The following is an 11,853-nucleotide window of genomic DNA, read 5'->3' as shown; positions in this document are numbered from 1 at the left end:
TTTTGATTTGTAATTGAAAGGGAGAGGCAGAATGAATTCTATTAAGCAATTAGAACAGGAAATAGAGAGCAAAGAGAAAGAGTTAATGAGTATAAAACAAGAACTGGCAGCGTTAAGAAAACAGCATCCTTCATTTACAGTTGAAGATTATACATTGACGAATACAGAAGGTGAAAAGGTTCTGTTGAGTGAGCTTTTTGGTGAAAAAAATGAGTTGATTGTCATACATAATATGGGGAAATCCTGCTCTTACTGTACACTTTGGGCTGATGGGTTCATTGGTTTTACCCAACATCTTGAGAACAAGGCAGTATTTGTCTTAACCAGTCCGGATGATTTCCAAACACTGTCCGACTTTTCAAAAAAACGCGGCTGGCCGTTTAAAAGTGTCTCGACAAAAGGGACGACTTTTAAAGAAGACCTCGGGTTTAAAAATAAAGAAGGTTTTTGGCCTGGGGTTTCTATTTTGTTAAAGGACAAAGATGGCACTATCACTCACTATTCCAAAGCTGCATTCGGTCCTGGTGACGATTATTGCAGTATATGGTCACTATTTGAATTGTTGCCAGAAGGAAGTGGAGCGTGGGGACCGAAACATAGTTATGCGGAATAGACAGTTTTTTTTGATACAGGGTTTCCAATGAAGAGTCCAGTTGTTTTAATTTTAGGAGGCTTAAAAATGTGCCAGGTTGTGACAAGAGAATTCAAAGTGATTGCTGTGAAGCATAGAGGACTTTATAAGGATTTTGCCGAGCTAGTTCCAAAGGCAGCGCATCAATTTTTACAGCGTGTACCGAATCTTGCAGGAACTGAGGTTACGGTGTACGAGCCTAAAGCGAGTGAGAGCCATACTGAGGGAACTTTCTATGTTGGGTTATTGGTTAATAATGCACTGGACACCTTACCGGAAGGTGCGGAATTTCTTGATATTCAGCATTCATATGGAATGATTAGAGGGAAAGGGACAGGGATGGGCAGTTTATATAAAATGCTGGATCAATGGGTTGATGAGCAAGGCTATGCACGGGATACCTTGGAGAATTATATTTTAGAAACCTACCATCCAGTGGAAAATGATGTAGAGGAAGTAGAAATATATATTCCTATTAAAGTCTAGGACAACGTTTTTTCGTTGTCTTTTGTACTGTTTATGGTAATATATTAAAGATTTGTCTTTCTTTAGTAATTGGAGGGGATAGGATGGAGTTCAGAGGTTCTTCTGTATATGACGAAGAGGAATTTTACGAGAATTATATGAATCGGAGAAACCGGCCAGAAAGTCCAAACAACATCATTGAAAAGCCCATTTTGTTAGAGATGATTGGGGATGTGGCTGGAAAAAGAATTCTTGATTTAGGGTGTGGTGATGCCGAAATTGGGATTGAGCTGTTACAACAAGGCGGAGCTTCTTATCTTGGAGTGGAAGGTTCGAACAATATGGCTCAAACTGCAATCGAAAATCTGGAAGGAACAACTGGCCAGGTTCTACGCTCTTCTATGGAAGAATGGCAGCCGCAGCCAGATCAATACGATTTAGTTCTTTCTCGTTTTGCTCTCCATTATTTAGCGGATTTAAGCAGCGTTTTTGGGAAGATTCATGACTCATTGGCGCCTGGCGGGAAGTTTATTTTCAGCGTTCAGCATCCGGTTCTCACTTCCTCCGCGAAAAGTGCAGAAGGATCCGGCAGGAGAAGTGATTGGGTAGTAGATGACTATTTTAACCTGGGCGAACGGGTCGAACCGTGGATCGGAAAAAAGGTGATTAAATATCACCGGACAATCGAACAATACTTCCAGCTCATATTGCAAGCCGGCTTCGCGGTGGATGACCTTAGAGAAGGCACGCCGAGAGCAGAAAGCTTCTCCAGCAATGAAGAGTACGAGCGGCGGATGAGAATTCCGGTGGTATTGATGATTTCTAGTACAAAGCAGGGAGAATGACGACCAGGTGGAAATTCGATTGGCAGGACAAGAGGATGTAAAGGATATATTGTCTGTTTTAAATGCCGTGTCGCTGACCCTGCTGGAAAAAGGGATTAACCAGTGGGAATATCCCTGGGATGAAAAGGTGCTTTTGAAGCATGTTGGTTTTCTTTATGTGGGAACAGTTGCCGGGAAAGTTATTGCTACCTTTGGAAATAAAGATTTGAATGAATGGCATGTAGGAAAGAGTGGAAAGTATCTTTTTCAAATAGCCATCCTTCCGGAGTACCAGGGAAAGGGCTTCGGAACGGTGATTACTTCCTGGGCATGCCAGTATGCCCGGAGTCTAGGTAAAGAATTGTATCTGGATTGTTGGGCAGGGAATCAGAAACTAAAACAATTTTACAGTGAGAATGGGCTCGCGTATGTGGGCGATTTTCCAGGAGAGGATTATTACATAAGCGTTTTTACATGTAAGCAGGAGGGGTAGTATGAGGGTCTCGGGTCTCCACTGCATTTAAAAGAGGAGCTGGACCTAGCTGCAGCTTTAAGGTTGGTAGACTCTAACTTAACTACACATTAATAGAAAATACGGTAAAAAGTTTACAAAATAGCCGTATTTCTTTTAATCCAGCTTTACAATACTGTGTTAAAGTATAAATGTAAGGGAACTCACAATTAAGGAGTGTTGGCGATGGTTAAAAAAGTCATCATTAATTTCTTATTGGTATGTGCCCACTTCTATCTGCTTTAACAAAAGTTAAAAAAGTCTTAACAAACTGAGGCAATGAATTTTATTTTAGTCTTTTAAAATAAATACTAGGCAGGATAGCAAGTGTGGCTATCACAGCAACCGGCGAAGGTGGGGCCGGTTGCTATTTTTTTTTGTATTTTGAGGATTTTATTTGAAAACTCAAGATCATGACGGACAGAAATGTTGAGAAAATAAGAAAAAGTGTCCGTCATTAGGGCCATGAAGGACAGGAATTGCTGAGAAAGTAGAAAAGTGTCCGTCATAAGGGTCATGACGGACAGAAATGTTGAGAAAATAAGAAAAAGTGTCCGTCATAAGTGCCATGAAGGACAGGAATTGCTGAGAAAGTAGAAAAGTGTCCGTCATAAGGGTCATGACGGACAGAAATGTTGAGAAAATAAGAAAAAGTGTCCGTCATAAGGGCCATGAAGGACAGAAATTGCTGAGAAAGCAGAAAAAGTGTCCGTCATAGAGGTGATGACGGACAGAATTGGATGAGAAATAAAAAAAGTGTCCGTGATAAGGGCCATGAAGGACAAAAATGTATGAGAAAACGGAAAAAGTATCCGTAATATAGAAAGAAGGGTTGAAATGCTTTATATCCAAGTTAGTGATATTTTGTCCATTGTTTACTACCTGTTGCTTCCAAATTTTTCCCCAAGATCCTTCTAATACGTTTGTTTGAATCTATAATTGCACACCATTCCTGAACCTCTATTGATGTAATTGCTCGTTTCTGGGAAAGCAATCTAAACTCCTCTACCGTCCGCATTACTGCTGATTCTACTAATTCTTTGCTCCCACAATCACTGCAAACTAAATACTTATGATTAACCTCTAACGAAAACGAATCACACTCATTACAGGTAATTCCTTTCTTGAGTTCATCATAATTATGCGGAGGCAGTTTATCGAATGAGGTGTCGATCCTATGAAGGGAGACTAGTTTGGTTGCAAGTTTTATATGGTTGCTGGATACTTTTCCCGGCTGGTTATTGAGATTATCGAGGAGTCGTTTGATCTGGGTGGGGAATATGAATGGGAGGTCTGGTTGTGCGTGATAAAGGGTAAACTCGGGGTTAACAAAGACGACTGAACCTTGTATTTTATAGTTGTAGCCTAGTTGATTTAATAGTTTCTTAAGAAGCAGCTTAGTGCGGTTGAGTTGATCAAGTGGATTCTTGATTGATACTCCGGTTGTTATTGAGGTCAGACCTTCTTGTTTGTATAAATAATCTCCTTGGTTAGTCTTTATTTCAAAAACATTTAATGTGCCGGCAAATATAATTAAAGTATCGATTTGAAAGGTTGTTTTTTCTATCTCGAGCAGTAGATCGTTCAGGATCAAACAGCTGCTTGTCAGTTTTTCCGTCAAGGCATCGAATTGCAATTCGCCTTTATATCCCTTATCGAGGTATGAAAAATACCTTTTTTCCTCATCTGTTAATTCAAGTCTCTTATTTAAGATTCGTAGCTTCGATAAAATAATAGGTTCAGTTCGCTCTTTAAAAGCCATCTGCATCTTCCTTCCATTAAATAGTCAAGTTAATCATACTATTTTAACGAAATAAAAATATTGAATTTTTTGTGAATTGCGACAAGCCTGCTTGAATACACTGATAAGACCACTTGATTCAGTCAGGAGGAGTAGGGATGTCGTTAAAGGTTTATGCCATTTTACTGAAAACTGCGGGTCTTGCCGTTTTCCTTGTGCCAATGTTCATGAAGGGTATGGGATATATTGCAACCATTTCTCCAACGCTAATGTTTAGCTTGATCGCAATTGGAGTCGTTTTATTGATAGTCGGAAATGTAGTAGAGGCAAAGGCAATGCGGAACGGTGAATATGTTAGACGGAGAAGATTTAGGAAATGAGAAACGAGTTTCAGTATCTGAAACTCGTTATTTTTTTAACGAAAGAATGAACCAAACAAGTATGTAGAGATACCCTGCAATTGTGAAAATCGCCCATAGTGCGCCTTGCTTCAACTCCCTCACCAGAAATTCGAATTCACTCATATCCAACGGCCTTTCGATACTATTCATCAAACTGACCATAGGCACCGAAATAATGATGAGGATCGCAATCATGGCCAGGGGAACCTGTTTTTTCTTAATGACACTATAAATAGCCCTCACAAAAATAATCATTAACAACAAATATAAGATAATCCAAAACACAACTTCAATCATAAATATAACCTCCCTAAGGAATTCTATCATTTTTTTATCTCGAATGCCTGTTAGAATGTGGTAAAATTGCTTGGGAGGTGAGCATCTTGGTAGAAATAAATATTTGGTTAATCGTCATTCTGGCGGTTGCTTTTCTTGCGGCAATTGGAGCATGGCTGAATACGAGAATCATCATAAAAGATTTGGATAAAATCAAAGCGCATTTGGGTATTAAGGAAGAGCGTACGCCATCTATATTTGACAATGATCTCGATAAAGAATAATAAACAGGGTGGAAGACAGTGACGAAAATACATATTATTGGCGGGCCCGGCAGCGGAAAATCATACATAGCAGGAAAAATTTCAAAAATGCTGGGTCTGCCAAAGCATGAATTGGACAAATTCTATTGGGATTACGAGTCCGAGTATTTCGGTTCGCAAACCCCTCCATTAAAAAGGGCGGAAAAGCTGGGTCGTGTGCTAGGGCAGGAAAAGTGGGTCATTGAGGGAGTATATCATAGCTGGCTTGAGGAAAGCTTCCGCCAGGCTGATTATATTTTTGTGCTTAAAACGAATGTCTATGTGCGTGACTGGAGAATCGTAAAAAGGTTTGTATTAAGAAAAGTTAAACTGGCTGCTTCTCCACGAAAAGAGAATCTGAAGACACTGATCGACTTGTTAAAATGGAACCATCAGTATGACGGGAATAATCTGGTAGAGGCGATAAAGCTGATGAAGCCGTACAAAGATAAGGTCATCATTCTCTCTAAAAATGACGATGTATTCAAGCTTTTTAAAAAGCGGAAAAAGGCAGTGGTCAAGTAATGAAAAAAACTGCCTTAACACAAGGCAGTTTTAGAACAAGCTCTCATATGGTGCGGTGCTGATTTGCTTTTCAGCAAGCCGCTTTCGTAAAAATTTATGGTCACGCTTTGGTGTGGCGAGGATATAGCCGCGAATGACAAGCTCCTGAGTAATCTTGTCCGCCTTTTCATTCAGGGCAATCTCACCGATTTTGCCTGCGATCTTGTGTCTCGCCACATCCCTGAACAATTCAGGAACTGGACTCACCAAATCCTCAAGCAATGCCTTCTGTTCATCCGGCCACAAATGCCGCGTTTGATTCACATAGTACTCTTCCCAGTCCATATCTGATTTGCCGTCGTTTTTCGGCAGCTTTTTCAAAAACTTGCGGAACATGAAATATCCGCCGATCGCGAATAAGCCGACCAACACAACGACCCAAAACATCATAAACCACAAAAACCAACCTTCAAGCTGATACATAACCCTTCACCCACGCATTTCTAATATCTTTTCTTATTATAGTACCAGCCCTTAAGGTAAGACAAGTCTTGTGACAATTTGAGTAACACACTTGTAAAATAACCAGCTTCTAAGTATAATAGACCTTGTTCTTAAAAACGGGGCTGAATGGGGTACTGGTGTCCCCCACGGTCTTCAAAACCGCTTGTGACCTGCGTGCCAGGTTAGCTGGGTTCGATTCCCAGGCGGTCCCGCCAAAATACATAAATTAGTAGCCGCTCAGCATGCTGGGCGGTTTTTTGTGTATAGAAATGTTGATCCAGTGAAACTGGGAAATGTGAAGTGCCTTTTCAATTTAGAAGCATAAGGTCCCTGTGCTTCTCTTAAGAACAACAATAGAAATTATATTTCGAATAACGAAGTTTTTTTCGAAAATTAAAAGGAGATTGTCTCACTTTGTCGAAATAGTTTCTTTACACGAAATTTTTTTACATAGGAGGATTCTTTCATGCAGTTTAACGATTATCCATATACAAGACCAAATATTGAAGAGGTGGAGGGGAACTTTAATCAATTACTAGAGAGGTTCCAATCTGCTGAGTCTTTTGAGGTTCAGGACAGGGTAATGAAAGAAATCAAGGAGTTGCGCTCTGAGTTTGAAAGCATGAGACAGATTGTTCAAATCCGTCAGACGATTGATACAACGGATGAGTTCTATAAGAAAGAAAAGGAATTTTTCAATGAAGTAGGACCTGCCTACAAGGGTCTAATCACAAAATATTACGAGGCACTTACAGGTTCTAAATTTCGCTCTCAGTTAGAAGATAAGTGGGGTAAACAGTTATTCTTATTAGCTGACAGTCAATTAAAGACGTTCTCACCTGATGTGTTGAAAGACATGCAGGAAGAAAACAAACTAGTTAGTGAATATGTTGATTTACTTGCTTCAGCTAAAATCCCGTTTGATGGAGAAGTGAAAAATCTTGCTCAGTTAGTTCCTTATCAGCAATCACCTGACCGTACCGTTAGGAAGGAATCCAATGAAGCAAAGTACAATTTTTTCGTTGAGCATGCCGATCAATTAGATGATTTATACGACAAGCTTGTAAAAGTACGTACTGGTATTGCTAAGAAGCTAGGATTCTCTTCTTTTACAGAGTTAGCATATGCTCGGCTTTCTCGTACTGATTATGATGCTGAAATGGTAGCAAAGTTCCGTGACCAGGTGAAAGAGTACATCGTTCCCTTAGCTACGAAACTAAAACAAAGGCAGCAAGAACGTATTGGTGTTGATACATTTAAATATTACGATGACAGCTTCAGCTTTAAGACAGGAAACCCTGATCCTAAAGGAGATGCGGAGTGGATTGTCGATCAAGCGAAGAAAATGTACGAGGAAATGTCTCCTGAAACGAATGAGTTTTACACTTATATGGTAGAAAACAACTTAATGGACCTGTTAAGTAAAGCAGGAAAGGCTGGCGGTGGATACTGCACCTATATTAGTAAACATAAGTCACCATACATTTTCGCAAACTTTAATGGAACAAAAGGCGATGTTCGCGTGTTAAAGCATGAAGTAGGACATGCGTTCCAAGTATTTGAAAGTCGTGTGTTTGAAGTACCTGAGTACGGGTTCCCTACACTAGAAGCGTGTGAAATCCACTCGATGAGTATGGAATTCTTTGCTTGGCCTTGGATGGATCTTTTCTTCGAGGAAGATACGGATAAGTATAAGTTTTCTCATTTAAGTGAAGCGGTCCTATTTATTCCTTATGGTGTAGCAGTCGATGAATTCCAGCATTTTGTGTATGCCAATCCGGAAGCAACCCCAGCTGAGCGCAAGCAAGCTTGGAGAGAAATCGAGAAGAAGTACCTGCCACATCGTGATTATGAAGGAAATGACTTCTTGGAAAATGGGGGTTTCTGGCAACAGCAGGGACATATTTACAAGGTTCCTTTCTACTATATTGATTACACACTAGCTCAAATTTGTGCGCTGCAATTCTGGAAACGTACGCAGGAAAATACAGAGGATGCCTGGAAAGATTATCTGCACCTATGTAAGCAAGGTGGAAGCCAATCATTCACAGAGCTTGTCAAAGAAGCGAACTTAATTTCACCATTTGAAGATGGTTGTGTGAAGTCTGTGATTGATGAGATTGAAGCTTATTTGAATACAGTTGATGATAAGGCTCTTTAATGCAGATGCCAGCAAACTCAAAACCGCTTGTGACCTGCGTGCCAGGTCAGGTGGGTTCCATTCCCCCGCAGTCCCGCCAAAATGGTAATATAGCTAGCTATTTCTATTGAACCTATAAGGTGCATTAAATAGACAATATGACCTCTTTTGCTTATGTATGGGTTATCCACGCATATCCAAAGGAGGTTTTTTTGTGTGGCTGAATAAAGAAAGAAAGGAATTTTATTGAAACATAGCGAACAATCATAGAAGAGCAACATGATTCACTTCGAAAAAGATTTAATGAAGCAAAAAGAACTTCATGACTTACGTAAGAGTATGTAGATTAAATACTAAAGGAGTTTGATAAATTGAAAATCAGAGAAATGAAACACGGAGAAATAGAAACTGTTAGGAATCTAAGATTGGAAAGTTATCAAGAGTATAAACAATTTGTTTCAAAAGAGCATTGGGAAGTATTGAAAAATACACTTATTTCCGATAATGATTTAAAAAATAATGCGAAAATATTTACGGCTGAACTGGACGGTCAAATTGTTGGCAGTGTCGTATTGTTTCCACCATCCATTCAAGCTTATGATTGGAACAAAAACGTTCAAGAGTATCCAGAAATACGTATGCTTTCGGTTAAACCTGGAACACGTGGCAATGGAATTGGGGGAGCTTTAGTCCAACATTGTGTTAAAGTTTCTAAAGAAGAAAATAGCTCACATATTGGACTACATACAGCTTCATTCATGAAAAAGGCATTAGCTCTTTATGGAAGTATGGGGTTTGAACGATTGCCTGAACTGGATTTAGAACCGATGAATGATGGAATTATTGTAAAAGCCTTCATTCTGGATTTGAACAAGAACACTTAGTGAGGTTCATGTCTTATTTTAGATTCATGCCATATTATTAATTTCTCACTATCTGATCCTACAACTCAGGGATATATTGTAACTGGGTGGAACAAATTGGTGCCATGCTTTGTGCCAAATTGATGTTATAAATTACATGCAAACACTATTAAACATGAAAGTTTGATTTGACAATTATTTAGACTTATAAAGTCACTGGAAAAACAGTTGTCGGCAAACTAAAAAAAGTTTACACCTGCGTGCCAGGTCAAGTGGGTTCGATTCCCACGCAGTCCCGCCAAGTTAAGATTTTCAATCATTTACATAACTTCTCACCTACATAGTTTTATACTCGTTTTGATCGACACTGAGTGTTTTCAGAGCCTTCAAATTATTATATTTGGAGGTTTTTATATGCGTAAAAGTGTGAAAAACCTTGAAGAGTTGTAACAACGAGTACGGTCACTTAAAGCTTTGAGTGTTTAACAGTCTGAGGGTTTAGCAACTCATACAACTAGGAAATACTGGATCCACTTTAAATGGCTACTGGATTATCTGCCGTGTCGTGGAGAATAACATTTAAGAACTTAAATAAAGAGACGAACAGTAAAAATCCTGTTCGTCAAAAAAATGGAAGTTATAAACATCAACCTGGAATTTTAGAATTATGATTTCTGCCTGTCTTTGCAACTTTCATCGCTTCTTTAATATATTCCGCTGATTGATGCAGCCATTCAAGTTCTTGGGAGTCGAGAGTAATTTCTAATTGTTTTTCTAAGCCATTTTTCCCGATGATACATGGCATACTTAATGCAACATCTCCATCATATCCATATTGTCCGTGTAATGTTGTGGACACGGGATAAACACTGCGTTCATCCAGCATAACCGCCTTTGCTAGTGTAACAGCAGCTTGGGCTACACCTGCATTTGTCCACCCTTTCCCATTTAACACATCAAAGGCTGCCTTTACAACTTGTTTTTTGATATTGTCCCGACTTAATGGTTCTTTCCCTTGAAAAACTAGGTCCAATTCTTTTTCACCAAATCCTTGCACACTTAAGCGGCTTAATACAGGGAAAGCTGTGTGTCCGTGTTCGCCCATCATATAACCTGTTACACTTTTTGGATCGATGTCATAATTAGTAGCAATTATTTTACGAAGTCGTGCAGAATCAAGCATAGTTCCGGTTCCGAATATGCGCCCCTTCGGATAGTCGAATTCATTTTCTGCTATGTACACCATGGTATCTAAAGGATTTGTTATTAGAATAATGATTGCATCTTTAGTATATTTTGTAATTCCAGTCATAACTTCACGAATTACCTCAGAATTGACAACAGCTAATTGTGCCCTGTCCGGCATCGTATCTTCATCACTTTTTATCATGCTGGGACCAGCAGCACAGATAATCACATCTGCATCCACACATTCGGAATAATCTCCAGCATGTACCGTTGTATTTGACATATATGTTAGAGCGGTTGCATGTTCTTGATCGAGAGCTTCGCCGTAAGCAACATCCTTATCTATGTCAATGACAGCTATTTTAGCAAAAAGTCCTAATTTCATGGCATCTGCCAGAACATAAGAACCAACATGGCCTACTCCTACAACAACTAACTTATTTCTTTTCATGGTATCCCCCCTAACCAATTGATATTTATATTTTAACACAATTATGAAAATACTGAATTTTTAAATTGGCATTTTTGAAACGTTCGTTGAAGTTGTATAAAGGAGTAGGACATAGGATTACGAATCGATATTATTGTAAACCAATATTGTGACGTTTTCTCCATACATTCGTCTATTTAGTAAAGGGTGCGATTTTTATACCAAATAGGTGAAATGAATGGATGTGATGGTCAAATGAAAAGAATATCAAAATTCCCTTTTTATTTTGTTTTAATCATTTTGCTAGCTTCCTGTAATACGGAAGTTAACGAAAATGGTAGTCCTAATGACAATAGAGAACCTCAATCAACAGGTAAAGGAAACTCTAAACTTTTTGTAAAGGGTGTGGGGGATGTTGATGTCTTGAATACTCATGGAGGCATTGATGGGATTGAAAGGATGCAGCGGTTCTATGAAGATGTGAAGAGTGGGGTGGCATCTGATTTACGTATCGTGTTTTACACGATTGAAGGGGATCCAATTGTAAAGGATTTGAAATTCAATGGAGAATCTCTTGAGGTAAAGATTGATAACACCCGTGATGCGTATGGTAGTGGGGAAGTTCAAACGATTAACTGTAGTCAATTGATTGAAGAAATGAATCCTACCAATACCTCCTACATAGCAACTGATTGTAAAGATGTTCCATACGGGATGAAGGAAATCATAGAAATTCAATACAACATGAGTCAACAGGATTTGTTTGAAATTGATCTAAAGTATGGAGAGAACCTAGAGAACGAAATAAATACCAAAACCGACGAAATCAAAAAAGAAAACGGTACGACTGAACCGTTTCATATGGCGGAAAATGTGAAGCAAGAGGTGTATAAAAGGCTAGTCTTTGCAAATTACTTGGATGAAAAAGAGAGCATTGCATCATGTAATCGCCCAAACGCCATAAAGTACAACTTAAAGGTGTTTATAAATGGAGGGAAGCGAGAAATTAGCTGGAAGGATTGTGACGAGAGCCAAGATGGGGTGAAGTTTACAAAGATTGCAAATTACATTAT

14 protein-coding genes and 1 tRNA gene are annotated in these 11,853 nt (G+C 39.1%); 11 read left to right on the top strand and 4 right to left on the bottom strand.

The features are described from left to right. Positions 1-31 precede the first annotated feature (31 nt). The 4 genes from ACH0QE_RS11030 to ACH0QE_RS11015 all read left to right on the top strand — a co-directional run bounded on the left by ACH0QE_RS11030 (position 32) and on the right by ACH0QE_RS11015 (position 2,413). Positions 32-613 carry a DUF899 family protein gene (locus ACH0QE_RS11030; RefSeq protein ID WP_415800731.1) on the top strand — a complete coding sequence of 194 codons (582 nt, stop codon included), beginning with the start codon at positions 32-34 and terminating at the stop codon, positions 611-613. A gap of 66 nt (positions 614-679) precedes the next feature. Next, positions 680-1,117 (top strand): GyrI-like domain-containing protein, encoded by a 438-nt coding sequence (locus tag ACH0QE_RS11025; RefSeq protein ID WP_415800730.1) that lies wholly within the window; start codon positions 680-682, stop codon positions 1,115-1,117. Positions 1,118-1,200: 83 nt separating this feature from the next. Beyond that, on the top strand, positions 1,201-1,941 hold the full coding sequence (locus ACH0QE_RS11020) for a class I SAM-dependent DNA methyltransferase (protein ID WP_415800729.1): 741 nt from the start codon (positions 1,201-1,203) through the stop codon (positions 1,939-1,941). 19 nt (positions 1,942-1,960) lie between these two features. Continuing rightward, positions 1,961-2,413: a GNAT family N-acetyltransferase gene (locus ACH0QE_RS11015; RefSeq protein ID WP_415800728.1), complete on the top strand. Its 453-nt coding sequence runs from the start codon at positions 1,961-1,963 to the stop codon at positions 2,411-2,413. Positions 2,414-3,284: 871 nt separating this feature from the next. Here the strand turns inward: ACH0QE_RS11015 and ACH0QE_RS11010 are convergent. After that, positions 3,285-4,193 (bottom strand): nuclease-related domain-containing protein, encoded by a 909-nt coding sequence (locus ACH0QE_RS11010; RefSeq protein WP_415800727.1) that lies wholly within the window; start codon positions 4,191-4,193, stop codon positions 3,285-3,287. Positions 4,194-4,330: 137 nt separating this feature from the next. On the opposite strand from ACH0QE_RS11010, the gene ACH0QE_RS11005 reads away from it, so the two are divergent. Beyond that, positions 4,331-4,552, top strand: a complete 222-nt coding sequence (locus ACH0QE_RS11005; protein WP_415800726.1) for a hypothetical protein — start codon at positions 4,331-4,333, stop codon at positions 4,550-4,552. A gap of 27 nt (positions 4,553-4,579) precedes the next feature. On the opposite strand, the gene ACH0QE_RS11000 is transcribed toward ACH0QE_RS11005, so the two are convergent. After that, positions 4,580-4,870, bottom strand: coding sequence for a hypothetical protein (locus ACH0QE_RS11000; protein ID WP_415800725.1), 291 nt, complete (start codon positions 4,868-4,870; stop codon positions 4,580-4,582). Positions 4,871-4,956: 86 nt separating this feature from the next. Here ACH0QE_RS11000 and ACH0QE_RS10995 point away from each other — a divergent pair, with 86 nt between their 5' ends. After that, a complete protein-coding gene (locus ACH0QE_RS10995) occupies positions 4,957-5,133 on the top strand; it encodes a hypothetical protein (protein ID WP_415800724.1) in 177 nt (58 codons plus the stop codon). Positions 5,134-5,151: 18 nt separating this feature from the next. Beyond that, positions 5,152-5,676 (top strand): hypothetical protein, encoded by a 525-nt coding sequence (locus ACH0QE_RS10990; RefSeq protein WP_415800722.1) that lies wholly within the window; start codon positions 5,152-5,154, stop codon positions 5,674-5,676. A 30-nt stretch (positions 5,677-5,706) separates the two neighbouring features. Here ACH0QE_RS10990 and ACH0QE_RS10985 read toward each other — a convergent pair whose 3' ends face one another. Beyond that, positions 5,707-6,138 carry a DUF2621 domain-containing protein gene (locus tag ACH0QE_RS10985; protein ID WP_041966413.1) on the bottom strand — a complete coding sequence of 144 codons (432 nt, stop codon included), beginning with the start codon at positions 6,136-6,138 and terminating at the stop codon, positions 5,707-5,709. A gap of 139 nt (positions 6,139-6,277) precedes the next feature. On the opposite strand from ACH0QE_RS10985, the gene ACH0QE_RS10980 reads away from it, so the two are divergent. The 3 genes from ACH0QE_RS10980 (at position 6,278) to ACH0QE_RS10970 (ending at position 9,183) form a co-directional block, all read left to right on the top strand. Continuing rightward, a tRNA-Sec gene (locus ACH0QE_RS10980) sits at positions 6,278-6,374 on the top strand. A 251-nt stretch (positions 6,375-6,625) separates the two neighbouring features. Further along, positions 6,626-8,320 (top strand): M3 family oligoendopeptidase, encoded by a 1,695-nt coding sequence (locus ACH0QE_RS10975; RefSeq protein ID WP_415800721.1) that lies wholly within the window; start codon positions 6,626-6,628, stop codon positions 8,318-8,320. 350 nt (positions 8,321-8,670) lie between these two features. Next, complete coding sequence (locus ACH0QE_RS10970; protein WP_415800719.1) at positions 8,671-9,183, top strand: GNAT family N-acetyltransferase; 513 nt, start codon at positions 8,671-8,673, stop codon at positions 9,181-9,183. 625 nt (positions 9,184-9,808) lie between these two features. On the opposite strand, the gene ACH0QE_RS10965 is transcribed toward ACH0QE_RS10970, so the two are convergent. Further along, positions 9,809-10,801, bottom strand: a complete 993-nt coding sequence (locus ACH0QE_RS10965) for an L-lactate dehydrogenase (protein WP_415800718.1) — start codon at positions 10,799-10,801, stop codon at positions 9,809-9,811. Positions 10,802-11,035: 234 nt separating this feature from the next. Here ACH0QE_RS10965 and ACH0QE_RS10960 point away from each other — a divergent pair. Continuing rightward, on the top strand, positions 11,036-11,853 hold an 818-nt coding region (locus ACH0QE_RS10960; RefSeq protein ID WP_415800717.1), incomplete at its 3' end, for a DUF4362 domain-containing protein.

The organism is Mesobacillus sp., assembly GCF_047739415.1.
Lineage (GTDB): Bacteria > Bacillota > Bacilli > Bacillales > Cytobacillaceae > Mesobacillus.
This window is presented reverse-complemented; position numbering and strand designations above follow the sequence as displayed.